Raw genomic sequence first — 23687 nt, 5'->3', positions numbered from 1 at the left:
AAACATCGTTCAGGACTATGCAAACTCCAAAAGAACATACTAGAAAAGAAATTCTACAAGCAGCTCGTGAAGAGTTCATCCAACTTGGTTTTGAAAAAGCCAGCATGCGAACCATTGCCAAAAAAGCAAAGGTCTCCACGAGTAATATCTACAACTACTTTGAAAACAAAGAACACCTACTGACTGAGATCTTACAACCTGTTTTATCAGGTCTTGAGAAAGCCTTCGCCTATGTATCACATCCTGATTATTTTGAAAAAAGGTTTAACGACAGTTATGAGGCATGGAAAGAAAGATTTCACATAGCTCTCGACTATGTTGATTCCAATCGAGATGATTTCATCCTACTTCTTACCAAAGCCCAAGGATCCCATTTGGAAGAATTTCCAGATACTGTCCTCACAAGACTTACCAAAATCAATTTTGAACAGTATACAAACTTCAAGCAAAAGAACCCAAGTTATAAAGGGGAAGTAGATGAATTTGTGGTTCGCAATATCCTATCTTTTTTCCTCAATATCTTTGTCCAAATGGTAAGACAAGGGATTTCCAAGCAGGACATGCTTGTGTACCAAGATAGTTTCTTAAAATTTTTACACTTTGGATACAAAGGATCGATTGCCTCCGATCTGAACTGAATCAATCTGGTTCTCGATGGGAACCGATACTAAAATTAAAATCTGTGGAATCCGTGACCTACCCACATTTGAGTTGTGTTATGAACTCGGTGTGGATTATGTAGGTCTTAATTTTTCACCTCGTTCCCCGAGGAAGATTGACCGGAAGTCAGCAGAAAAAATCCTTTCACTCCGAAACAATCCCGGATTCCCCATCATTGTTTTTTTATTTTTTGAAAACTCATTGGAAGAGATACAAACTCTCACAAAAGAATTCCATCCAGACTTAGTCCAACTCATCCGTGGAGATGGTTTTCTCACAGAGGAAATTTGGGAAACACTCACTTCGGAGGAACGTTTATTACCTGCCATTCGCATTCAATCACAAGTCACCTCGGATGAGGAATTAGAACCAAAATCAAAACTTGTGATTCTCGACAGTTTCCAAAAGGGACTCGGTGGGGGGAGTGGTCATGTTTTTCCATGGGAATATGTAACAAACGTACAACGACCCTTTTTATTAGCGGGAGGGATCACTCCGAGTAATGTCCAACTGGCATTAAAGACTCTTCATCCCTATGGAATTGATGTGGCAAGTGGCGTGGAAACTGACGGCAAAAAAGATCCTAATAAAATCAAAGAATTGGTAAACAATGTCCGAAACATATGAAGCTTTAAATACACCCGTTATGCGCCAATATCTGGAAGTCAAAGAACAACATCCAGATGGAATTGTGTTTTTCCGAATGGGTGATTTTTACGAAATGTTTTTAGACGATGCAAAAATAGCTGCACAAATTTTAGACATCACACTCACCAAACGACAAAACCAAATTCCGATGGCAGGCATTCCCTACCATGCGACAGAAAGTTATATTTCAAGGCTCATCTCTGCTGGGAAAAAAGTTGTCGTTTGTGAACAAACAAAACCCGACGACCCAAAAGCAAAAATCATGTCAAGGGAAGTGGTTCGAATTATCACGCCAGGCACCGTTGTGGAAGACAACTTACTGGGTGGTTACCAAAACAATTATTTATCCTTATATTATAAAGAAAAATCTTCCGTTTACTTAGCGTTTGCTGACGTTTCTACCTCAGAACTTGTATACTTTTTCTTTTCTGAAACGGAAACAGAAAGAATTTTAGATACAATCAAACGATTTTCTCCCAAGGAAATGATTTATACTGAGGAAATTCCTCCTCTCTCCCAAGAAATCAAAATCATCCTCTCCCAAATCCCAAAAGAGTATTTACCTAAAAAAAAGGGGGCAGGAATCGACACTGTTGTACACGTATTAGATGCTTATCTTCAATACAATTATAGAAATCAAAATTTTGTTTTTAAATCTCCTAGACGAATTGATGAATCCGAATATTTGGTCCTTGATGAACAAACAGTTTCTCACTTAGAACTTGTCGAAAACCCAAACGACAAACACCACACACTCTTTGGTGTCCTCAATCGTTGTACCACTGCCACAGGGAAACGGTATCTCAAACAGAGGATTTTATTTCCCACACGAGATGAAAAGAAAATCAAAGACCATTGGGACAAAATTGAAATTTTAACTCAGAACAAAAAAGAAAGATTACAAATCAAAGAGTCACTTGGGGATCTCATCGATTTGGAACGAGTCATCACTCGATTCCGTGTGGGGAAAGCCCTACCCCGTGATTTTCGAGGTATCGAAAAAAGCCTAACAGCCGTAAGTCAAATGAAACAGATTTTGGATGGAATTGGTTATGATTTTTCCAAACTTCCAAAAGACTTAGAAGCTCTGGTTTTCGAATTTCAAAATACACTGTTTGATGGAGAACTTCCTGTATTTTTAGGGAACTCACCGTTTCTAAAATCCGATTATGATAAAGAGTATGATGATGCTATTCTTGCCCGTGAAAAAGGAAAAGATTGGATTTTAGAACTCGAAGAAAAAGAGAAAAAGGATTCAGGTTGTTCGAGTTTAAAGATTCGTTATAATAAAATCCTTGGTTACTTTATCGAAGTTTCCAAAGCCCAAGCAAAAGATGTTCCTCCTCATTTTTTGAAAAAACAAACCCTTGTCACTGGGGAAAGGTTTACCTCCCCTAAACTTGAAGAACTAGAACGCGCCATCTTACAAGCTGATGAAATCATTGAACGGATCGAAAAACAAGTGTTTGATCGATTGGTGACCACTTGTATTTCACTTTACGAAGCATTTTTAACTCTTTCGAATGAAGTGGCCTCTCTCGATTACCATTTATCCCTCACGGAAACCAAAGAAGAATACCAATGGACAAGGCCTGAAATTCGATCGGATGGAATCATTGAATACATTGATTCTCGCCATCCCGTGGTGGAAACGTTTTTACCCATTGGCGAACGGTTTGTTCCCAATACTCTCGAACTCAATCCCAAAGAGAACGCCATTGCAGTGTTAACCGGTCCCAATATGGCAGGTAAATCAACCTTTATGCGTCAAATTGCCATCAATCAAATCCTCTTCCAAATGGGTTCTTATGTGCCTTCCAAAAAAGCATCTTTATCCATTGTGGATCGAATTTTTACTCGTATTGGTTCTGGGGACAACCTAACCAAAGGTGAGTCCACATTTTATGTAGAAATGAAAGAAACCGCCACAATCCTAAACCAATTCACTGAAAATAGTTTGATTTTGTTTGATGAAGTGGGCCGGGGTACATCAACTTACGACGGTTTGTCGATTGCATGGGCAATTTTAGAATTTTTAAGTAAAAATTTTCCTAAACCAAAAACCATTTTTGCCACCCACTACCATGAATTAACAGAACTCGAAAAAGGTGCGGGGATCTTCAATCTCTACCTTGATACTTTTGAAAAAGATGGAGAAATATTATTCTTAAAAAAAGTGAAACGAGGAAAATCAAAACAATCCTTTGGAATCTACGTCGCAAAACTTGCGGGAATTCCAGAATCTGTATCGGATCGTGCTAAAGAAATTTTATCGGGACTCGAATCCAAAAAACGAGAAATCAAAATCAAAAATGAAGAACCTAGTTTGTTTGGGAATCTTTTAGAAAAAGAACCAAAGGGGCTTTCGGCTAACAAAGAAAAGGTGCTAAAAAGAATCTCACAAATTGATCCTAACAAAATCCCACCATTGGAAGCCTTGTCAATTTTAGATGAATTAAAACGAATCCTCAAAGAGGAAAACTAAAGCGGATAAATTCGTATACTCAATCCAATTGGTAATTTGGTCTTTTAAACCTTGTTTGGCGTGAATTCCAATCCCAAACCCTGCTGCGTTTAACATCAAAGCATCATTGGCTCCGTCACCCACAGCCACGACTCGTTCAAGGGGAACTAATAATTCACTTGCATACTTACGTAAGTATACTTCCTTTTTTTCACGATTGATGATCTCACCAATGATATTGCCTGTAAAGATTCCCTCTTTTTCTTCTAGTCCATTGGCTCGAAAAAAATCCACAGGGTATTTTTTGGAAAAAAGTTCCAAAACAGGACTAAATCCTCCACTAAGGATTCCAAGTTTTGCACCATGGGAGGGAACAAATTGAAAAATAGATTCCATTCCTTCATTCAAATGGAGTAACTCATACACTTCTTTAAAACTTTGGACAGAAAGTCCAGCTAAGTGTTTCACGCGAAGGCGAAGGGCTTCATCAAATCCCATCCCTCCTTCCATTGCTTTTTTGGTAACACTTGCCACTTCCTCAAACACACCGTGTTTTCTCGCTAACTCATCGATCACTTCTTCTTTGATGACGGTTGAGTCCATATCAAACACAAAAAGAGAAGATTGGTCTTTGGGTAGAAAGGAAGGGAGAAAAAGGAAATCAATCTTCTCTTTTTGTAATCGTTCTCGTAGAACTAAAATTTGTGTTCGTTCCAAAGGTTTCGAAATTAAAACACGAGCTGCATACAAACCAAATTGTTCTGAGAAAGAAATTTGTTTTCCATTGCCATTCGAAACTTCTAAAGATAAAACACCACCGGCTTCTTTTAGAAAATTGGTAACGAAGTTTTCAGAAATGGGAGAGTGAGAAACGAAAAGGATCAAATTCATTTTTACTTTTGCAAATAGGGTCTTAGTTTTTTACCCCAAAGTTCATATCCCTTTTCATTGAAATGCAGGCTATCTCCATTGGGACGAATGAACTCTTCACTGAGTGTGGGAACATCTTGTTTACGCATTGCATCCCAAACTTCGATGTATTCCACATTGGTTGTGGTTCTTGCCACTTGGGCTAAAAACAAATTGTAAACAGGTACAATTTGATTGAGTTCTTTCACACGGGTAGGTGGGACTGCGATTAAAAAGATTCGGATTTGATGGTTACGAGAATGGATTTTTTGAATGATCGAAAGTAGATTATTTTGTACAAGACTCAAACATTTGCCTTGGATAAAATCATTTCCACCAATTTCAATGACAACCGTTTTAGGATTTAAAACTAACACATCTTCATCAATTCGAGTTAATAATGTTTCTGTCATATCACCACCGATCCCTCGATTGGTGACAGATTTTCCTGGAAATTCCTTTGCCATCAGGTCTGGCAAAAACAAATGAACCAAACTATCGCCAGTAAAAACTATTTCTGATCGTTTGATTCTTTTATTATCTTCGCCGTATAACAGACGTGTGGGGAACCAACCCTTTTCAATGTACTTTTTGAAGTTGGCTTGATCACGCCAACCTGACTCAGAAAAACATTGGAAGTTGGAATCGAAGTAATCTCGTTTTGAGGTAGAATTACAATTGGTAACACTCAAAACCAGGGCGATAGAAACGCCCCATCGAAGGAAGAATTTAATCCTGTTCTTGAGGTTCATTCATTCGGAAGCGCTTTTGCCAATCTTTGATTTGGGCCTGCGCATATTCTTCCGTGTCACAAATCCGAAACTCGATTGGGTTATTTGTGGTTGTCTCGATGAGTTTGGCTTCGATATACCCGTTCTTTAACTTGGTTGTCTCAATGCGATATCTCATCTGAATAGCTCCAAAAACCAGGATTTATTTACCACGTATCTTTGCAATCTCTTCTAAAGTTTCATCCTCTTTGTATTTTCCAAAGAGAAAAATTGCAAGTAAACAGAAAGCAGATGCGAGAGGGCCCGTCAATCGAACTCCCAATTCCCCACCAGCTTCTACTTCTTCGACTTTACAAATCGTTGATTCCTTGCTTATTTTTGCCTCACTCTCACTATTTTTTTTCGGTTCTGACTTAGAATCGGACACAGATGGTGCAATGATCCCTGTCACATTGGGAGATACTTGTTTTTTAGAATCACGGTCGAGCCCAAGCAGGATCACAGAGCTGAAGATCAAAACCGCAAGTGTTTGTCCTAGTTTTTGCATAAACGTTCGACCCGCATAAAAAAGGCCTTCCCGTTTGGACCCAGTTTTTAATGAATCAAGTTCAGCAATATCTGCTAATATCGCATTTGGTAATATTCCAAGGATCGCAATTGGGATGGCTGCTACGGCCACAATCATGTAACCTTGGATATACGGTGAGAGAGGCAAACTATGTTTTCCAATGAAATAGATGGATAAAAATAAAGCGAGGAAGGTATAAAACCCAATGAGAACGGTTCTCTTTTTTCCAATTTTCCGTGCCACAAAGTTGACCACAGGGTAAAAGGCAAAGGAAACGAGTAACATAACTGTCAGAAGTTGTGTCACAAAGTCTCTTTCAAGCTCCAATAATACTGTTACATAATAGGAAATTCCCGTTGTTAAGATCGTGAGTGCTAAGAAGTAACACAAATCCGAAAGTGCAAAATACAAAAAGTTTTTGTTTTTGAAGGTGAGGATGATCGCTTCTTTAAACGGAACACTGGAAGCTTCCGATTCACAATATGTTTTTTCATGGATGGTAAACACAGGGAAATACATACAAATCGCAGCAAAGATACAAAGGATACCGAGAGCATATTGGCGAGAGGCAAGGGTTTGCAGTGAAGGATCCGCATCAAAAACAAAACTCGATTGTAAAGCACTCGCAATCATAGGTTCTGTGGATGCGACAATGATCCCAAGTGCATAGGTAACTGAGATATAAGTTGAAAGGTTCAGTCGTTCTTCTGGAGTGTGTCCCAGTTCAGGAATCAGTGCAAAAAACGGCGTGACATACACTGTTAGAAATAAATAGAAGAGTAACATAAAACTCGTCATCCAAACTAAGTTGGTCGAGGAAATAAAGTTATGCGGTGGGACAAAGATTAACCAACAAAAGACGGCAGATGGAATCCCACCCAAAAATAAAAAGGGAATCCTTCGCCCAAACCTTGAGGAAAATCGATCAGAAGAGTTGGCAATGAGTGGATCCGTAAACGCATCCCACAAACGCCCGACAGCTGCGACAACACCAATGGTAGAAAGGCCCCAAAAGGCCATTTTTTCGATTAAATCTGGGAAACAATCCTGCCCAGCTTTCGGCGCTGGTGGTAAATAAAAATAAACTTGGTGGAGACCGATGATGTTGATGAGAGTTGACCAACCAAGTTGGCCGACTGCGTAACTAATTTGTTTTCCAAAGGGTAAAGAAGGTTTTTGCATTTGTTTCACTAGAGGCGATAAAGTAGGAGCATCTTACCGCCAAAAGTGAAAAAGGCAAACTACTTTTTATGTTTATAGAGTTCTGGAAAGTTTTTCTCGTCGTATAAAAATTTGGACTCGTAGTCTTCCCAACCTTCTGGAATTCCTTCTGTAAACTCAGGCACCATATTACAATCACGAATGAGATTCATAGTTTGTTCCATCTCACTGCCTTTGACGTTGAGATAACCTTCTGCAAAGAGGGAATTGGAAACGTATAGTGCCATGGATTGTAAGGAACCCAAATGACCTTCTCTTCCTGCCCCCACACGGATTTCTGAATCAGGATTTACCAAACGAAACACAGACAAAACACGAATACAAAACTCTGGAGTGAGTGATGACTTTTGGATGGCATGCCCTTTGATCGGAATAAAAAAGTTCACAGGAATGGAAATCACACCCAACCGTTTTAGTTCAAATGCAACTTGGACAATGTCTTTTAATTCTTCACCCATACCCACGATGATTCCAGAACAAAGACCAATCTCTGCTTCCTTTGCCGCCTTAAGCGTAGTTAGTCGGTCTTGGAAGGTGTGTGTGGAACAAATTTCATTGTATTTGGCTTCGGATGTATTGAGGTTATGATTATAACGATCAAGACCTGCGTCTTTGAGTGCCCTTGCTTTTTTGGCGTCGAGTATCCCAGCAGAAAGACAAACTTTCATACCTAGTTCCCCGTTGATTTTAGAGATGGTTTCCGCTAATTTGTCGACTGCCTTGTCAGTTGGTCCACGTCCGGAGGTGACCATACAAAAACGATAAGCACCATTTTCTTTTGCCTTTTTGGCATCTTCCCAAATCTCTTCTGGGGATTTTAAGGAATACTCTTGGATCCCCGATTCTCCTCCCTTTCTCTGTGCACAGTAACCACAATCTTCGGGGCAATATCCGTTTTTGATATTATCTAAAATATGAATGCGAACTCGGTTCCCAAAATGACGGAATCGTTCTTCAGATGCTTTTGCAACGATTGGCAAAAGTGGGACTTCTCCTTTTAAAATCTGAAGGGCTTCTTCCTCGGAAATGACAGAGGGTGAGGAAGAGGTGGTTTTTTCTTGGACACTTGCGATCATGAAAACAAAATCTTTTCAACGGGTGACTCTGTAAACGAAGAAAATGGAAGGAAAACTTTAGTCTTGTTCTGGTTCTAAAAATGTTGTGAGAGTTGATTCGAGAGCCAAAAATATTTTCGCCAAGGAATCATCAGAAATGGTATACGGAGGTGTGATGTAAATCGTTCGTCCGAGCGGCCTAAGTAAGATATGAAATTTACGAAGGGAATTTTTGATCCTCTTACCAATGGGATTTAAGTATTCATCGGAGGCCACGGGTTCTCTCCATTCAAAGGCAAAAATTGCCCCTATCACTCGCACATTTTCGACAGAGTTTCCCATCTTCTTTTGAAACTGAAGGGCATATGTTTTCAATTTTGATTCTAACTCTTTCACTTGGGAAAGACCAACTTCCCGCAAAAGAGTAACGGACGCATAACCAACGCTACATGCAAGTGCGTTTCCAGTCATTGTATGAGCATGAAAAAAAGCTTTATACGGATCTTTTGAAACAAAAGTTTCATAAATCGATTTTGAAACCAAAGTGGCCGCAAGAGGTAAAACTCCGCCTGTCAAACCTTTTGCGAACACCAATAAATCTGGTTTCACACCTGCCTTTTGGTAAGCAAAATATTCGCCCAGTTTTCCCATTCCTGTGAACACTTCATCAAAGATCAGTAAAGTGTTTGTGTAAGTAGCAAGTTCTCGAAGTTTCTTCAAAACTTTTGGATCATAAAATAACATCCCATTGGCTCCAAACACCAATGGTTCCATCACAATCCCGGCATATTCTTTTTGTTTGATCGCCAATTCCAAATCGGACAAACATTCCGTATGACAATCATTAGGTTTTTTACCCCAAGGACAATTCATACAATTGGGAGCTGGAAATTCTTTTGTAGGGAAACGTAACTCTGAAAAAATTCGATTGAAGTAATTTTTCCCAGAAACATTCATCGCACCGATGCTGTCTCCGTGATAGGAATTGGAAAATACTAAAAACTCAGACCGAGGTTTGTAATTTGGATGATTTTCATAGTATTGGATGGCAAGTTTTAGTGATATCTCAATGGCATTGGATCCATTGTCTGAATAAAAAACTTTTTCAAAATCAAAATCTGTCAGTTCTAAGATGGCTTTCGATAAAGATTCTGCTGGTTCATGGATATTCCCTGCAAGCAACACATGGTCCAAAGATTGTAATTGGTTTTGTAACGCGGAGATCAATTTTGGATGTCTATGACCATAAATCATCGTCCACCAACTCGAGATGGCATCAATCCAAACATTGCCCTCATCATCCGTTAGAAATTCCTTTTCCGCAGAAACGATTTTTAAAAGGGACTCTGATTCGTCCTGGATGGTAAGTGGAACCCAAGTATGAGTTTCAATTGGATTCAGTTTCATCGTCTACGTTTAAAACAACATCAATCACATTGCGATGGACATCAAATTCTGCCAAAGCAAATGCTTTAAATTCTTCTGAACTTAATTTTTGATCAGGAAAATTAGTAAGACCTAAAAAGGAGACACCACCTAATTTCTGTATCATGGTCGCATTGTCTTCTTGTAATGGATTTTTCGGTCCCACCAAATAAAATCCATACACAGGAATGAAACGAGAAGTCAAAACCTCTAATGTCAAAAGTGTATGATTGATGGTCCCAAGTTCCGTAGTGCCAACAACAATCACCCCCAAATTCGATTCTTGAATGCCTCGAATGGTGAGATAGCCTTCGGTGATGGGTACAAAAACACCACCTGCTCCTTCAATGAGTGTATTGTTTTTTCTTTCCTTGGCGATGGATGATAATAAAGATTTTGGGTCAATGTTTTGACCTTCCACTTTCGCAGCGTAATGAGGACTTGCTGGTGTTTTGAAGACAAAACCAGGTTTTAGAAAATAAGAATCGGACAAACTAGTTGTCTTTTGCACAAAACTGGTATCATCGGCACTCACGGTTCCTGTCTGGATGGGTTTCCAATACCGGAATCCATGGTTTTCCGCATATTTTGCCATAAAGAGACTAGAAAAGAAGGTTTTGCCCACGTCGGTACCGGTGCCAGTTACGTAAAAAGCTTGTCCCATAAGAGCAAGTTTTATCAATTCCAGACCTCGTCTATCCGATTTATAATAGAGAGGCACTATGCAACTTCCCCTTTGGAAATCCATTCTCAAACGCGATGACAATCCGATTACGGAGATTTCACATTTTTTGCGTGAAACCGCTATCTTCCATGGTATGTCACGAAGAACTCTTCGTGAAGTAGCGCGACTCATCCACAAACGTAAATACTACGCAGGGGAAACCATCTTTTACCAGGGCCAAGCTGGTACTGGAGTATATCTCATCTTACAAGGAAAAGTGGAAATTTATTCCGAACGAGAAGGAGTTACATTGAAACTCGCCGAACTTGAGAAAGGTGCTTTTTTTGGTGAGTTAGCATTGTTCCAAGACTTTCCAAGGTCGGCAACTGCAGTGGCTATGGTGGATTCGATTTTACTTGGTTTTTTCCAACCAGAACTCAAAACACTCTTAGAAACAAAACCTAGAGTGGGAAATGATTTATTACTCAGCTTTGCATCCATCATTGCGGACCGACTTCGCAAAACAAATGATACACTAGAAGCAGCTTACTTCAAAAGTAAAAAGAATAAAACCAAATGATTTTCAAAGAAAATAGTATTTCATCCTTGGTATTACGTTCTGCTTTTTTTGGACTCATTGCCTTAACGGTTCTCATTGGAATCGTAGGTGTAAAATTTTTAGCAATCCCTCTTCTCATCTCGGGAATTCATTTTTATATTTTCCATGGAATTGTCGATTATTTTGAATCGAGAGGAATTCACAGAGCCATTACCATCATTGTGATATTTTCATTTCTCATTGTTGGTGCATATTGGTTTTTGGCATTTTATCTACCTAATCTCTTTGAAAAGGCTCAACCCATTGTTTCCGAATGGTCAATCAAAATGGAGGATCCTAATTTCCAATTATTGGATTTTTCAAAACTGCCAGTTGTCTCTAAAAATCCTGAGCTTTGGAAAAAAATCATCAATCCAGAAGAAATTGCAAAACTTGCGACCAACAATTTGGAAGAATTCCTTCGAGGGATCGTGGTTATGATTCCTACTTTTATCAGTTGGATGATCATCATCCCTATCATCAGCTTCTTCTTGTTACTCGATGCCAATTTGATTTATAAAACAATGATTAGTTTTATTCCAAATCGTTTTTTTGAAATGTTTCTTATGGTTTTTTACCGAATGAACCAACAGATCACAAGTTACTTAAAAAGTTTGGTGATCCAATGTGGAATTATGGCCATTGTTGCTTCGATTGGCTTTTATCTTGTAGGGGTTAAGTTTTTTTTCTTATTTGGAATTTTCCTGGGAGTTGCCAATTCCATTCCCTATTTGGGGCCACTCATTGGAGCGATCCCACCGATACTATTTGCTATTTTATTCCCAGAAATGTCCCCTTCCATTGGATCCATTGCCTCAGTTGTGATTGTCGCTCAATTGGTTGACAATGCCATCGTTCAACCGGTCGTAATAGCCAATGCGGTCTCTTTACATCCATTAGCGATTCTGATCGGGATTGCCGTTGGTGGGAATTTTTTTGGAATCTTTGGGATGTTACTCGCGATCCCCGTCTTATCGATTTTAAAAGTAACGATTGGAATTTTATATCACGCCTTAAAAGAACACCAAATCATTTGATCTTAGGTCGGTTTTTACTCTTCTCGTTTGTTCCATTTCCCCATTTCGGAAAAAAGGATTCCAAACAAAGTCAAAAACGATCCAATCGCACCTACCACACCCAACCTTTCACCTAACACAAGATATGCCAGAAAAAATGAAAACACTGGCTCAAGGCTATACAGTAAACCTGCTCTTGCTGGCGAAACCGCCTTTTGGTATCTAGTTTGGATCTGAGTGGTGAAGATAGTTGCAAAAATAGAAGTATAAAGAATCCCAATCCAAAACTTAAGATCAAATTGGATGGAAATGGTTTGGCCGAGAAACACAGATTCTACCGGAAATAAAAACGTAGAAACTACAGCGATCAGTAAAATTTCAAATGATACGAGGATCTGTGTTGGAATTTTTTTGCTATAGATATCGATTAATAAAATGTATACAGCAAAGAAAAATGCACCTAAAAGTGTCAGTCCATCACCAAAACTAAATCCAAATTCATTTTGAAATTCCTCAAACGATTTACCATTTTGTGAAATACAAAACAAACCGATCACCACTATGATCACGGCAATCCAAGTTCGTAAGGAAGGAAGTTTGCGTTCAATGGCAATTTCGAGTAATGGGACAAAGATCACATAAGCACCAGTCATAAACCCTGATTGGGTAGCTGAGGTGTAAACAAGGCCAATTGTTTGAAAGGCATAACCCAGAAGAGCCGAACATGCAACAAAAAATGCAGGCAGAATGTAATCCCACCTACGATTTGTCTTGGAAAATAAAGTTTTTCTGTATAATAGAAGAGTGATGATTCCTGCTAACCAAAACCGCACTGCCAAAAAGAGAAACGGTGGCACAGAATCGAGTGCAAGTTTGATGACCACAAAGGTTCCACCCCAAAGAATGGCGGCAATCACCAAAAAGAGTTCTGGAGTGAAGATCCTAGTCATGTTAGGTCAATCTTTCGAAGGAAATTGGTAAAGCAAGGAAAAGATGAATTGGAAATTTAGAATCCGAAAACCACAACTAGGCTCTACTTTAACATGGGAGTTGTATTTTCCACCAGGGACTTCCACTTGGGTTGGGGAAAAGGTACAAGAGATTTTGGATCATGTTCCACTTCCCAATCAACCAGAACCTAACGTGCGTGTATTTTCCGAAAAAATCAAAATTGAAAATACCAATGCTCACCAAATCACCTATCTCTTGTTTCATGGTTACTTCATTCGTGACTTACGCCTTGTGATTGCAAGAACTACAGACTGGGATATGTCTGCAGAAAAAAGAGAATCAGAATGGGAGAGAATACTAACCGAAGCAGTTTCGATCGCAAAACCACTTTTTTTAAGTCCTGAAACCAAATTTTACGAAGTGAAAGAAAACCTTCATATCAGCTTTTTTGAAAACGAAATCACAGTTTCTCTTTCCGTATTAGGGGAACCAGGTTACAAACGAGGGGTCAAATCCAATTTCCCAACAAGTGCTCCCATACCGGAAGACTTAGCTCATATACTGACAGAAGAATGTTTTCAGATTTTTTCCATTCCCAAAGACAAGATTAAAGCAGTATACCTTCCCTTTGCAGGAACAATGACCTTTGCCACCGAATGGAAATTAGCTGAAGAAAAAACTCCTTTTTTAAATTTACCAAGGGAATTCGTTTGGAAAAAACTAATTTTATATCCGACAAAATCGTATGAACATTTTCTGAAAAAAAATTTGGAACAAAATCAAAACTTAAATCCACTCACACCCATCGTTCTACAAGACACCGATCCTGCTCTGGAACCTTATTGGAGAAAAGAGTTTTCTAATTGGCGTAAGTGGATTCATGTCGAAACCATTGATCATACCATTTCTGATTTTTTAAGAACCTTACCTGTATTTCCGGAAGGAAACCCAAATCAAACACATTATTTTTTACCGTTAAACCCACCATATGGTTATCGCAAAACAGAAAGGATGGATTCCGATGATGGTTTGTATTCAAAAATTGGAAACCGAATCGAAGTTTTATCCAAACAATTGAAAAACAATGTTTCTCTATTGGGTATGATCCTTTGTCCCACAGAAGAGAAATGGAGTGAATGTATGAAGGAATTACGTTATTTTTCCAAAAAAACCATTCATGTCACACACGGAGGAATCGACTTACGTGTGTTATTTTTTCATTCGGAGGGAAAATCTGAAAGACGTTCAAATTGAATCCAGTTGGAAATCTGTTTTACAAACAGAATTTGAAAAACCCTATTTCACACAATTAAGGGAATGGGTAAGAGGAAGATACATTTCCACAACAGTTTATCCTCCTGCAAAACTCATTTTCCAAGCCTTTGATTTATGCCCATTTGACGAGGTAAAAGTGGTCATCCTTGGCCAAGATCCCTATCATGGTCCGGGTCAGGCGCATGGTTTATGTTTTTCGGTGTTAGATGGTGTTCCATTTCCACCATCCCTTCAAAACATATTCAAAGAGATTCAGGATGATGTTGGAAAACCAATTCCCAAGTCTGGTGATTTGAGTTATCTCGCAAAACAAGGTGTCTTTTTATTAAATGCAACCCTAACTGTCGAAAAAGACAAAGCCGGGTCTCACCAAAACCAAGGTTGGGAAATATTCACAGATGCTGTTATCAAAATATTGGCAGAACAAAAATCGAATTTAGTATTTCTATTATGGGGAGCTTTTGCCGGTAAAAAAGAAAGTTTGATTCCACCAAACAAACACTTGGTATTAAAATCGGCTCACCCTTCTCCCCTGTCTGCTTATCGAGGTTTTTTGGGAAACAAACATTTCTCGAAAACCAATGAATACCTACTGAAAGTTCGGAAGAAACCAATTGACTGGTAACGAAAAAAAGGGATATTTTTTTGTTTTCCTCACAGGAGTGTTTTTTGCCTTTGAGGTCATTGGATTTAAAGAAGTGTTTCGGCGAACCAATTTATCTCCAGAGATGGCAGCATTTTTTGGTGTTGGATTTGCATTTCTGGTTGTGACTCCATTTTTCATTTCTTCCAAGAAACGTAGAGAAAAAATAACGATCACCATCAAACGAGATGGATTGATTTTACTACTCGGAACTTTTTCCAATGCGATGGGAATTGTTTTGTATTATTATGCATTAAAACAAACGGATCTCGGACCTGCTGCTATCCTTATCAAAACAACTGTTTTGTACAATGTGATCCTTGGTGTTGTTTTTTTAGGGGAAAGATTCAAAGACAGAGAAGTCTTCGGCATGATCCTTTCCATTATTGGAATTTATATGATCTCTACTCTGGAAGGTCAAATCAGTCTCGTATCTGCCTTTTGTATTTTACTCAGTGCTTTTTTATTTGCGATCCAAAGTTATATGATTAAAAAATACATCCCTGAAATTTTGGGACTTGAGTATGCATATCTACGCCTGCTCTTGTTATGTGTATTTTTCTTTTTATATTCTCTATGGATTGGGTCCTTTCTCATCCCTGATTTAACAGCGATTGTTTCGCTAGGATTTTTTTCTTTACTCGGTTATTTTTTAGGAAGGCCATTTTATTTTGAAGCTCATAATTATTTACCGATTAGCAAACTAAATGCAACTCTTCTAATTGAACCCATTTTTTTAATGTTTGTAGGAATTTTCTTTTTAAATGAACCTTTTGATACACAAAAGATATTCGGTGCATCCATCATTCTTCTTGGATTGTATTTAATCGTATTTCATAAACGAAAGGTCAAAGTATGAAACGAAACTATCAAATGTTAAGAGAAGAAGAAATCCAATCCATTCTTCAAAAGTATCCCGAATGGCAACGGATACAGAACGGAAATGTTTCTCATTTTTATTTGGAACGCAAATTTAGTTCTTTTACAGATGCGTTTCTTTTTTTAACAAAAATTGCCTTTGTATCAGAGTCCCTCGACCACCATGCGGAAATCTGGAATGTTTATAACTTAGTGCGCCTAACATTGTATACACATGATGTGAAAGGGCTCACAAAAACGGATGAAGCCTTTATCGAAGAGGTCATGAAACCAAATTTCGCTACGGCATAAAAAAAGCCGGAATTGGAAACCAATGCCGGCTTTTCGTTCAATCAAGCGAGAAGCTGATTAAATTTCGATTTTGTAACCTACGCGGTAAGTTTGTCCACCTACTACTACTGGGTAAGCAACCCAAGGAGCAAGAGCAGAAGCACCACCAACGGAGCTAACTCCACCAACACCCATTCCTGCTGAAAGGATTGTTTCCAATTCGAAGAAAAGGTGACCTTTGTCAGTAATTTTAGTTTGTGCACCCACTAACCAGTTGAGTCCGAATCCACTAGCGCCGAAACGAACGTTTTCTTTGTAAATTCCAGGGTTTGGAGCATCAGTGATCAAAGATCCACCAGTTCCTAAGAGTGGAGTGAAACTGTTAAGAGCTGGAGCGTTGATTGTTCCAGAAACTCCCCACCATCCTTGGAAGTAGTTTACCCCTGCTCCGATGTAAACAGCAGTGTCATTCGCAGCATTGTATAATTTGATACCTAAGTAAGTTGGAACTGTCCAAGCAGTGTAATGCCACTCTTGGTCTAACCATTTGTAACCCATAACTGTTGAAGATGTTTCACCACCTGCAATTTTAGTAGTGTAGTTAACATTGATTCTCCAGAAAAGGCTGTTGAGACCAAAAATCCCTTCTTTTTCGTAACCTACGTTGATGTTACCACCGACCATAGCGCCACTTGTTTTCGCACCAACCACACCACCAGTTGTACGTTTCAAACTGATGAGTGTGTTTTCAGGATAAATTGCTTTTTGCAATGGGTATCCTGTAACGTTTCCGCTAGCATCGCGAGATACAGAAGCGTTTCTTGAATCGAGACCATCTTTTGTAATGGTTCCACCGAGTTGTGCGAGGTCGAATTGCATACCCAAACCGACCATAAAATAAGAACGAGGACCTGTTTGTGCGCTTAAGCTACCAGCTAAGCACATAAGTAAGAACCCCATCATTCCGAAGCGTAGAGATTTCAGCATTTGATGATTACTCCTTAGTGAGTGTTTCCTGAATTTTTTTCGTTCCTGTGGATAAACGAATGCCTAGGGGCGGTCGTTTATACCGACAATTGCAATGAAACTAGTCCTTCTCAAAGGTTTTGTCAAATAAAATTGTTAAATCTTCACGAAAATTGTGTTAATTGTGGAATTTCGAATGAGTCTAACCCTATCTAAACAACTTTTCCTTATTTGCAGATTTCTTTGGCTTTTTGTTCTTTTTTCCATCCCGGTCGATGCCAAAGAACGAAAAGTGATACGGATTTCAGGTGAAATTATCTCTTGGGAAGAAGCTGGTGAGGATCCCCACTTTCGCTATTTAGATCCAACCAATCTGAGAGAAAAAATCATCCATTGTGATGCGGAAACCATGCGCCTTAGTTTCGGGAACAAACCCAAAACCAATCTTTATATGGAAGGAAAGGCAACCCAACTCACACCCACTTCTGATGAATGGCTTTGTGTAGGCAGACCTCATGTCTTTCAAAAGTATAAAGTTTCTTCGCCAGTCAAAACGTCTCAAACGAAAACTGTGCAAGGGCAAGTGGTCGAAGCAGATCCAAATACAGGCCAAATTGTATATCTCGTGCGAGGGAGACGATTTTATCTGACCATTGACCCCTTGGAAGCAAAATCCATGGCCGAAGAACTCTCCGAGTTGAAAACAGTGACCATCGACGGGGAATATCGGTATGACCGAATCAAACGTTATTATGTGAAAGATTGAACAATTTTTGTTCGCAAGCCTGGCTTCATTCTTTGGAATGGACTGGATGCAGGCTTTTTTGGTTTTAGCAAACGGAACGGTCATGAAGGGCCGATCCTTCGGTGCAAATAAGAATTCGATCGGAGAAGTAGTTTTTAATACTTCAATGGCAGGGTATCAGGAAATTCTCACTGACCCTTCCTACAAAGGTCAACTTGTCACACTTACCTACCCAATGATTGGGAATTATGGAATTAATCCAGACGATATGGAATCAGATCGAATCCAAGCTTCTGGACTCATTGTCAAAGAATACGTCAAACGTCCTTCCAATTTCCAATCCAAAGAAACACTCAGTGATTTTTTAATCAGATTTGGAATTCCTGCCATTGAAGGAATAGATACTCGCAAGCTAACACGCATTATTCGAAACGCGGGAGCCATGAACTGTGGTATTTTCATCAGCGAAACGTATGAGGATTCCTTTTTAGAGGCGGTGAAAAACGCTCCTTCCATGGAAGGACAAGATCTCGCCCAAGTGGTGACTTGCGAAAAACCATATGTATTTGGTGCTCATTCCCCAAGTAAATTTAAACTTGCAGTTTATGATTTTGGGATCAAACGAAACATCCTTCGCCTTCTCGATGCAGCCGGATTTAACGTCCACGTTTTCCCTGCGAAAACAAAAGCAGAGGATTTACTGAAAGATGGATTTGATGCTTTCTTTTTATCGAATGGCCCAGGGGATCCTGCTCCACTCGATTATGCGATCCAATCGGCGAAAACGATTATGGAAGCGAAAAAACCTCTGTTTGGAATTTGTCTGGGTCACCAAATCATTGGACTTGCCCTTGGGAAAAAAACATCCAAACTTAAATTTGGTCATAGGGGCGGTAACCACCCTGTCCGTAATGAAGAAACAGGTAAAATTGAAATCACTTCCCAAAACCACGGCTTCCATGTGTTAGGTGAGTCATCACCAGATATGCCAATCACTCGCATCAATTTATTTGATAACACGGTGGCTGGATTAAAAACGAAAGGATTACCTGTGATGGCAGTGCAGTATCACCCAGAAGCATGCCCGGGGCCTCACGATTCCGCATACCATTTCCAAGAATTTTATACTATGGTAGAATCCTCAAAATCGTAAGATTTGGTAAATTGAGGGGGCAATATGTCATACAAAGAAGATAAAAATTTCTGGGGAATTCCTTACGGAACTGAAATTTCAGCGGAAGCGTTCGTGAAAGATATTTGGGATCCATCGACTGAGGAAATTCTCACTCCAAAACAATTTTTAGGAATTGGTTGGGGAATCAACCTACATGCTCTTGGTAGACGTGTGGGTGTGATTAAGTAACTTTTCTTTTAATAAGTTTGCAAACACATCTCTTCCTTTTCGGTTGAGATGTGTTAAGTCAGCAAAATACTGATACTCGTTTACAAAACTTTCTTTAAAATCAAAAATCTTCACCTGATCAAAGTTAGATTCTTTTTGGATCTTATCTAAAAAAATTTCTGAAACCAAATTCGCATGTTTTTCTTTTAGATCCATTTCCATCTGCGGAGAAAACGGAATCCGGAGAATCACCACTTCCCAATTCTTTTGTTTCCATGTTTGGATCGACTGAGTCCATAATTCAATGGATACGTCTCGTTTGCCCGCAAGGATCTTTGTATCTAAATTTTGAAACTTCTCGTCTTTCGTAATTGTAGGATCACTGTCGATGGATTTCCAAATCCAAGCACCACTCTCTTTTTCCATACTTCTTTGTATGTTTTCCCATTCCAATTGTCGTTTGTTTAAATCAGATTGAACCGATCTGTCATAAAATATTCGATTTAAGTTGGAACTCAGTCCAAAATAAGGAAATGTTTGAATGACCATCTTCCAAATCAAATCTGTAACACTCGAATAATAAACCTTTCTAAGGAGTGGATCCCTGAAATCAATTGTTTGAAACGGACCAAAAGAAACATACGCTTGTTTGTGGGCATCAGTAATGGAATTTTTACTTGTGTTTAGTGGAGAAAGATTCACATATACTTTTCTCAAATTGGGTAATCTTTGAAGGGCAAGTAAGGTATCCGAATAAATTCCTTCTGGTTGTTGGCTTGGCTTCGGCAAATACAAAACTTCATCCACACGAACTTGTTCGATCTCTGCAATCGTTTCAGGTCGGAGGCCACTTACAATCTGACTATCTCCAAGAATCAAAATTTTTGTTTTTGTTTTCCACTCACGATTATTAGCAAGAAACCAATATTGGGAAGTGGTCTCACAATAAGGAATCAGATAGCTCCAAGTCGAATGCATGAAGAGAGAAACAAAGACGAATGCAAAAAATAAATAACGAAGTCTCATTTGGAATATCCTTTTTCCTCAAAATTGAAAATAGAAAAAATCTTCCTTCGCAAACGGGGATACGACGGAAAACCAGATAAAACTCAAAACAAATATCATCAAGGGAAGAAATGGTTTCTCATTTAAGAAAAAACTGGGACGTTCTGTTTTTCTCCATTCTTGCCAAAGGTCAAACAACACAAGAGGTAAGATAATGAGAAGTAATGGATACGGAATCAAATCTAAACTGGGAAGAGTGTTTAAGTTTTTCAAAATCAAAAAACTTTCTGAAGGAGAGGAAATTCGAAACAATAACAACCCAAGAGAGAAAGTATAAAAGGTCAAAAAGATTCCAAATCCAGTCAGGATCTTATTTTGCATTTGAGTGAATCCAATATGTTTCAAAAAACGGTAAAACACAAGACAAACACCTAAATACACGCCCCAAATGATAAAACCATAACCTGCACCATGCCAAATACCCGTAAGAAACCAAACTAACATCAAATTGATATTTTCACGAAGAAACCCATGGCGATTACCACCTAACTTAATATAAACGTAATCACGTAACCAAGTTGATAAGGATATATGCCATTTTGACCAAAACTCTGCTGGATTAGAAGAAAAGAAGGGACGTTTGAAATTGTTCATGAGTTCAAACCCCATACATTCAGCAAGACCCATGGCACAAAGGGAATATCCAAAAAAATCAGCATACACTTGGAAGGCGATGGTAGGTGCAATGATCCATAAAATTCCAGGTGGCAATGAATCAAAAGAGTTTACGTTCATCTCTACATAACGAGACAATGGATCAGCAACACTTGATTTGATCAAAACTCCCCAACAAAACAAAGAAAGGCCATTCCAAATCATCTCTTTTGTGATGATACGTTTTGACTCAAATTGAGGGATTAAATTGCCTGGTCTTTCTATCGGCCCGAGTAACAAAAGTGGAAAAAACAAATCATACAAAACAAATGTAAAATAATTTTTACAAACTGTAATTTTTTCATCATACACTTCTATCAAATAACTGATGTTATGAAATGTATAAAAGGAAATCCCAATTGGTAATAACAAACTTGGTTTCCAACGGAAAGGGAGACCACCCAGCTCTATCTGAATATCAGAGAAAACTCCCCAAAGGAATAAAAAATACTTAAATACTCCTAAATAGAATATATTGGCAGTCACTCCGAAAACAAAAATCCATTTACGTGTCTTTGAATTATTTTGATGGATCCAAATTCCTATACAATAATTGAAAGTGATGGAACCAAACAATAATAGAGTAGCGCCAACCCCCCACTGCGAGTAAAAATAGATTCCGAAAATGAGAAGTAGTACTTTTCGAACCAAGAAGGAAGCGTAATAGTAAAATAGATAAAAAACAGAAAAACTAATTAGAAAGGAAAGAGAATTGAATAACACGAAGATGTTTTAGGCTTCTTCAACCATTTCCAAAAATTGATTTTTGTCCTTTGTATCATGTGGATAAGATAAAGTTAAGACACGATAACTTGCTCGGAAATTTCCGATGATGGCTTCTTCTTTTTTGGCAAAAGAGGATTTGATTTTTTTGATCACAACATCTGTTTCTTCTTTGTCTTTTCCATGTAACACCAAAACAAATTTGCCCTGACCCACTCGAGTGAAAAAATCCAATTCACTGATATGATCCATCATCGTTTTTCGTAAAGAATCTGCATACCTTGCAAAGGTTCCAGTGCCCACTAAATGAATCATCCGCGAAACATTTTGTATTTTGAATAAGGAAACCGTAAACGATGCTTTGAGTGAGGAAGCTTTTTCCATCTCAGAAATAATTCTAGATTCCAAAGGATTAAATGGATTTCGGAATAAGGCTTCTTTTTCTTGTAAAATCAATAAATTTGCAAAAACAGGTGCTGAGGTTTCTAACATAGAAACTGCCACATCACGGATTGTATCTGTCCAAGTGGTACCTGTAGAGTGAACGATCACCATTCCGACTAACCAATTCAAGTTGATGATCGGTAGGATGGTAAATTCACTCATAATTCCTAATTCATCATTGGTAAAAATTGATTTAAGTTCCGAGTCTTCTCTAAAATTTTCCAGTTTGTAAACCCCAGAAACATTAGAAACCATCCCAACAATATCCGAATCCTTGCTCAGTCGGAAATCTTTTGTTCTTTCAGGTAAAATGAAATTGGAACCAAACACGATATAGTCGGATCTAGTTTCCGAATCTAATACAAGGAAAGAGAATTGTTTTACACCCAATTTGGATTTAATATGATCAATTAAAAGATCATATGCTTCATCCATTTTACGCACTTTGGCAAAATCTCTTGCAAATTGTAAAACGGATTCATTGATTTCGATCACTTCCTTTGCGTGCACCAAATCGTCGTTAATCGCCTCAAATTCAGAGACTCTTTCGAAGACTGATCCAGCAATATCACCGACGATCTTAGCGAACTCTAAATCATCCGTGATGTATTCTTCACCGTTGATTAGTTTTCCTAGAGATAAAACCCCAAAACATCTTTCTCCATGCCTGATAGGGACAAGGATTTCAGAACCAATCTCATTTAATAAATTCAATTCTCTGTTTGGTAACCGAGAAGATTTAAATTCACCAGCATAAATCACAGTTTCCGAATCGGAAATGCGGGCATAAATTTCATCACCTGGGGAAAGATACCAAGAATCCTTGGATTGGATTCCTTGGGCAGCAACGGCTTCCCATTTTGTGTTTTTTAAGTTTGTAGAAGTGAGGACCACTACCGAGTGGCAACCCACCTGGCCAATTAAACTATATACTAAGTTATCAAAAAAATCGGAAAATTCTTTGGATGATGCAATCTCTTTTGTAATCTCAAAAATTGCTTGGTAATTTTCGATTCGTTTTTTAGAAGCAAGATGATATGCCATCGGAGCAGTACCAAAATCTGATTCGTCATCAAATAACACTTCTTCGCCGATTGGTGCTGGATCTTCTTTAGTGGGTCGTAACGGTTGTTTTGCCGCTTCTTTTTTGGCTTCATTTTCCCATTCATCAAAAAGATTTACTTCTGGGAGAGGAGAATCAGGTTCTTCCAAATCATCGTGATAATCACGTTCCACCAGATCATCACCTAATTCTGGTTCTCTGTCCTGGTTTTGAATTGGTTCTGGTTCTAAAGTTTCTTCAGGTACAGGAAACTCAGATTCGTTTTCAGATTCATGATCTGATTCTGAATCCAGGTCAGAACTTACTGGTTCATAAGGATTTGATTCTTCCTGTAAAGAATCTAAATCATCATCTAAATTGGAAACTGGGTCTTCATTCCAATCATCATGTTCTTCGGAAAGATCACCGAAGTCAGAATCAGTAAGTTCGGGTATATCACTTAGGTCAAATTCTTCTTCTCCATCAGGACTTGGTAAATCACCAATTTCTGTAGCCAATGTATCGGAGATAACATCGTCTAACCATTCTGAGTCGGTATTGGATACAGGGACAGATTCCTTTGGACTTTGTGGAAGAGATGGTTCTTCCTCTCTGAAATGTTCTGCTTTTTTGAGTAGTGATGGTGTTTCTTTTTTTGAAACTGGAGTTTGACTACCTTTTGTTTCCGAAGTTTTTTTGATCTCTTCGGCTCGATCCAGTAGTCCCACT

At 38.6% G+C, this 23687-nt stretch carries 24 protein-coding genes; 12 read left to right on the top strand and 12 right to left on the bottom strand.

The features are described from left to right. Positions 1-17: 17 nt before the first annotated feature. From EHQ59_RS02325 to mutS, 3 genes are read left to right on the top strand one after another with little or no spacing between them, the layout of a single operon-like run. Positions 18-638: a TetR/AcrR family transcriptional regulator gene (locus EHQ59_RS02325; protein WP_135617521.1), complete on the top strand. Its 621-nt coding sequence runs from the start codon at positions 18-20 to the stop codon at positions 636-638. A 16-nt stretch (positions 639-654) separates the two neighbouring features. Next, complete coding sequence (locus EHQ59_RS02320; protein ID WP_135617520.1) at positions 655-1287, top strand: phosphoribosylanthranilate isomerase; 633 nt, start codon at positions 655-657, stop codon at positions 1285-1287. Then, a complete protein-coding gene (gene mutS, locus EHQ59_RS02315) occupies positions 1271-3793 on the top strand; it encodes a DNA mismatch repair protein MutS (protein ID WP_135617519.1) in 2523 nt (840 codons plus the stop codon). Before EHQ59_RS02320 ends, mutS begins: the two co-directional genes overlap by 17 nt. Here mutS and serB read toward each other — a convergent pair. Genes serB through bioD form a run of 7 tightly spaced genes read right to left on the bottom strand, consistent with a single transcriptional unit; the run spans position 3764 to position 10345 of the window. Beyond that, positions 3764-4663: a phosphoserine phosphatase SerB gene (gene serB, locus EHQ59_RS02310; protein WP_135617518.1), complete on the bottom strand. Its 900-nt coding sequence runs from the start codon at positions 4661-4663 to the stop codon at positions 3764-3766. The genes mutS and serB overlap by 30 nt on opposite strands. Positions 4664-4665: 2 nt before the next feature. Then, entirely contained in the window at positions 4666-5433 is a 768-nt protein-coding gene (locus EHQ59_RS02305; RefSeq protein ID WP_135617517.1) for an SGNH/GDSL hydrolase family protein, read from the bottom strand. Continuing rightward, positions 5411-5590: a hypothetical protein gene (locus EHQ59_RS02300; protein ID WP_002975048.1), complete on the bottom strand. Its 180-nt coding sequence runs from the start codon at positions 5588-5590 to the stop codon at positions 5411-5413. The genes EHQ59_RS02305 and EHQ59_RS02300 overlap by 23 nt, the downstream gene beginning before the upstream one ends. A gap of 24 nt (positions 5591-5614) precedes the next feature. After that, positions 5615-7162: an MFS transporter gene (locus tag EHQ59_RS02295; protein WP_244245337.1), complete on the bottom strand. Its 1548-nt coding sequence runs from the start codon at positions 7160-7162 to the stop codon at positions 5615-5617. 59 nt (positions 7163-7221) lie between these two features. After that, positions 7222-8277, bottom strand: a complete 1056-nt coding sequence (gene bioB, locus EHQ59_RS02290; RefSeq protein ID WP_135617516.1) for a biotin synthase BioB — start codon at positions 8275-8277, stop codon at positions 7222-7224. Positions 8278-8334: 57 nt separating this feature from the next. After that, positions 8335-9663: an adenosylmethionine--8-amino-7-oxononanoate transaminase gene (gene bioA, locus EHQ59_RS02285; RefSeq protein ID WP_135617515.1), complete on the bottom strand. Its 1329-nt coding sequence runs from the start codon at positions 9661-9663 to the stop codon at positions 8335-8337. Beyond that, positions 9644-10345 carry a dethiobiotin synthase gene (gene bioD, locus EHQ59_RS02280; protein ID WP_135617598.1) on the bottom strand — a complete coding sequence of 234 codons (702 nt, stop codon included), beginning with the start codon at positions 10343-10345 and terminating at the stop codon, positions 9644-9646. Before bioD ends, bioA begins: the two co-directional genes overlap by 20 nt. 58 nt (positions 10346-10403) lie before the next feature. Between bioD and EHQ59_RS02275 the strand changes: the two genes are divergently transcribed. Next, positions 10404-10925, top strand: a complete 522-nt coding sequence (locus EHQ59_RS02275; protein ID WP_135617514.1) for a cyclic nucleotide-binding domain-containing protein — start codon at positions 10404-10406, stop codon at positions 10923-10925. Then, on the top strand, positions 10922-11980 hold the full coding sequence (locus tag EHQ59_RS02270; protein ID WP_135617513.1) for an AI-2E family transporter: 1059 nt from the start codon (positions 10922-10924) through the stop codon (positions 11978-11980). The genes EHQ59_RS02275 and EHQ59_RS02270 overlap by 4 nt, the downstream gene beginning before the upstream one ends. Positions 11981-11994: 14 nt before the next feature. Here EHQ59_RS02270 and EHQ59_RS02265 read toward each other — a convergent pair whose 3' ends face one another. Further along, a complete protein-coding gene (locus EHQ59_RS02265; RefSeq protein WP_135617512.1) occupies positions 11995-12909 on the bottom strand; it encodes a DMT family transporter in 915 nt (304 codons plus the stop codon). A gap of 43 nt (positions 12910-12952) precedes the next feature. Here EHQ59_RS02265 and EHQ59_RS02260 point away from each other — a divergent pair, with 43 nt between their 5' ends. Genes EHQ59_RS02260 through EHQ59_RS02245 form a run of 4 tightly spaced genes read left to right on the top strand, consistent with a single transcriptional unit; the run spans position 12953 to position 15998 of the window. Then, positions 12953-14164 carry a hypothetical protein gene (locus tag EHQ59_RS02260; protein ID WP_135617511.1) on the top strand — a complete coding sequence of 404 codons (1212 nt, stop codon included), beginning with the start codon at positions 12953-12955 and terminating at the stop codon, positions 14162-14164. After that, the gene (ung, locus tag EHQ59_RS02255) at positions 14115-14810 is read left to right on the top strand and encodes a uracil-DNA glycosylase (RefSeq protein ID WP_244245336.1); all 696 of its coding nucleotides are present in this window, start codon (positions 14115-14117) and stop codon (positions 14808-14810) included. The genes EHQ59_RS02260 and ung overlap by 50 nt, the downstream gene beginning before the upstream one ends. Further along, complete coding sequence (locus tag EHQ59_RS02250; RefSeq protein WP_135617510.1) at positions 14800-15687, top strand: DMT family transporter; 888 nt, start codon at positions 14800-14802, stop codon at positions 15685-15687. Before ung ends, EHQ59_RS02250 begins: the two co-directional genes overlap by 11 nt. Continuing rightward, a complete protein-coding gene (locus EHQ59_RS02245) occupies positions 15684-15998 on the top strand; it encodes a 4a-hydroxytetrahydrobiopterin dehydratase (RefSeq protein ID WP_135617509.1) in 315 nt (104 codons plus the stop codon). Before EHQ59_RS02250 ends, EHQ59_RS02245 begins: the two co-directional genes overlap by 4 nt. 57 nt (positions 15999-16055) lie before the next feature. Here the strand turns inward: EHQ59_RS02245 and EHQ59_RS02240 are convergent, their stop codons facing one another. Continuing rightward, a complete protein-coding gene (locus EHQ59_RS02240) occupies positions 16056-16964 on the bottom strand; it encodes a porin OmpL1 (RefSeq protein WP_135617508.1) in 909 nt (302 codons plus the stop codon). Positions 16965-17139: 175 nt separating this feature from the next. Between EHQ59_RS02240 and EHQ59_RS02235 the strand changes: the two genes are divergently transcribed. The 3 genes from EHQ59_RS02235 to EHQ59_RS02225 are packed head-to-tail and all read left to right on the top strand — an operon-like array spanning position 17140 to position 19051. Continuing rightward, positions 17140-17709, top strand: coding sequence for a hypothetical protein (locus EHQ59_RS02235; protein ID WP_135617507.1), 570 nt, complete (start codon positions 17140-17142; stop codon positions 17707-17709). A 46-nt stretch (positions 17710-17755) separates the two neighbouring features. After that, a complete protein-coding gene (carA, locus tag EHQ59_RS02230; protein WP_135617506.1) occupies positions 17756-18841 on the top strand; it encodes a glutamine-hydrolyzing carbamoyl-phosphate synthase small subunit in 1086 nt (361 codons plus the stop codon). Positions 18842-18865: 24 nt separating this feature from the next. Further along, positions 18866-19051 (top strand): DUF5808 domain-containing protein, encoded by a 186-nt coding sequence (locus tag EHQ59_RS02225; protein ID WP_100716283.1) that lies wholly within the window; start codon positions 18866-18868, stop codon positions 19049-19051. On the opposite strand, the gene EHQ59_RS02220 is transcribed toward EHQ59_RS02225, so the two are convergent. From EHQ59_RS02220 to EHQ59_RS02210, 3 genes are all read right to left on the bottom strand, one after another. Then, positions 19013-20056 carry a hypothetical protein gene (locus EHQ59_RS02220; RefSeq protein ID WP_135617505.1) on the bottom strand — a complete coding sequence of 348 codons (1044 nt, stop codon included), beginning with the start codon at positions 20054-20056 and terminating at the stop codon, positions 19013-19015. The two genes, EHQ59_RS02225 and EHQ59_RS02220, sit on opposite strands and share 39 nt — an antisense overlap. A gap of 18 nt (positions 20057-20074) precedes the next feature. After that, entirely contained in the window at positions 20075-21400 is a 1326-nt protein-coding gene (locus EHQ59_RS02215) for an MBOAT family O-acyltransferase (RefSeq protein WP_244245335.1), read from the bottom strand. A gap of 81 nt (positions 21401-21481) precedes the next feature. Continuing rightward, on the bottom strand, positions 21482-23686 hold the full coding sequence (locus EHQ59_RS02210; protein WP_135617503.1) for a GAF domain-containing protein: 2205 nt from the start codon (positions 23684-23686) through the stop codon (positions 21482-21484). Position 23687 lies beyond the last annotated feature (1 nt).

The organism is Leptospira kemamanensis, assembly GCF_004769665.1.
GTDB classification, from domain to species: Bacteria; Spirochaetota; Leptospiria; order Leptospirales; family Leptospiraceae; genus Leptospira_A; species Leptospira_A kemamanensis.
Note: the sequence above shows the minus strand (reverse complement) of the source record. Positions and strands in the feature narration are given on the sequence as shown.

Bases quoted from the DNA above. Each gene is read 5' to 3' on its own strand.
- EHQ59_RS02325 (WP_135617521.1), top strand. From the start codon at position 18: ATGCAAACTCCAAAAGAACATACTAGAAAAGAAATTCTACAAGCAGCT.
- EHQ59_RS02320 (WP_135617520.1), top strand. From the start codon at position 655: ATGGGAACCGATACTAAAATTAAAATCTGTGGAATCCGTGACCTACCC.
- mutS (WP_135617519.1), top strand. From the start codon at position 1,271: ATGTCCGAAACATATGAAGCTTTAAATACACCCGTTATGCGCCAATAT.
- serB (WP_135617518.1), bottom strand. From the start codon at position 4,663: ATGAATTTGATCCTTTTCGTTTCTCACTCTCCCATTTCTGAAAACTTC.
- EHQ59_RS02305 (WP_135617517.1), bottom strand. From the start codon at position 5,433: ATGAACCTCAAGAACAGGATTAAATTCTTCCTTCGATGGGGCGTTTCT.
- EHQ59_RS02300 (WP_002975048.1), bottom strand. From the start codon at position 5,590: ATGAGATATCGCATTGAGACAACCAAGTTAAAGAACGGGTATATCGAA.
- EHQ59_RS02295 (WP_244245337.1), bottom strand. From the start codon at position 7,162: ATGCAAAAACCTTCTTTACCCTTTGGAAAACAAATTAGTTACGCAGTC.
- bioB (WP_135617516.1), bottom strand. From the start codon at position 8,277: ATGATCGCAAGTGTCCAAGAAAAAACCACCTCTTCCTCACCCTCTGTC.
- bioA (WP_135617515.1), bottom strand. From the start codon at position 9,663: ATGAAACTGAATCCAATTGAAACTCATACTTGGGTTCCACTTACCATC.
- bioD (WP_135617598.1), bottom strand. From the start codon at position 10,345: ATGGGACAAGCTTTTTACGTAACTGGCACCGGTACCGACGTGGGCAAA.
- EHQ59_RS02275 (WP_135617514.1), top strand. From the start codon at position 10,404: ATGCAACTTCCCCTTTGGAAATCCATTCTCAAACGCGATGACAATCCG.
- EHQ59_RS02270 (WP_135617513.1), top strand. From the start codon at position 10,922: ATGATTTTCAAAGAAAATAGTATTTCATCCTTGGTATTACGTTCTGCT.
- EHQ59_RS02265 (WP_135617512.1), bottom strand. From the start codon at position 12,909: ATGACTAGGATCTTCACTCCAGAACTCTTTTTGGTGATTGCCGCCATT.
- EHQ59_RS02260 (WP_135617511.1), top strand. From the start codon at position 12,953: ATGAATTGGAAATTTAGAATCCGAAAACCACAACTAGGCTCTACTTTA.
- EHQ59_RS02245 (WP_135617509.1), top strand. From the start codon at position 15,684: ATGAAACGAAACTATCAAATGTTAAGAGAAGAAGAAATCCAATCCATT.
- EHQ59_RS02240 (WP_135617508.1), bottom strand. From the start codon at position 16,964: ATGCTGAAATCTCTACGCTTCGGAATGATGGGGTTCTTACTTATGTGC.
- EHQ59_RS02235 (WP_135617507.1), top strand. From the start codon at position 17,140: ATGAGTCTAACCCTATCTAAACAACTTTTCCTTATTTGCAGATTTCTT.
- carA (WP_135617506.1), top strand. From the start codon at position 17,756: ATGCAGGCTTTTTTGGTTTTAGCAAACGGAACGGTCATGAAGGGCCGA.
- EHQ59_RS02225 (WP_100716283.1), top strand. From the start codon at position 18,866: ATGTCATACAAAGAAGATAAAAATTTCTGGGGAATTCCTTACGGAACT.
- EHQ59_RS02220 (WP_135617505.1), bottom strand. From the start codon at position 20,056: ATGAGACTTCGTTATTTATTTTTTGCATTCGTCTTTGTTTCTCTCTTC.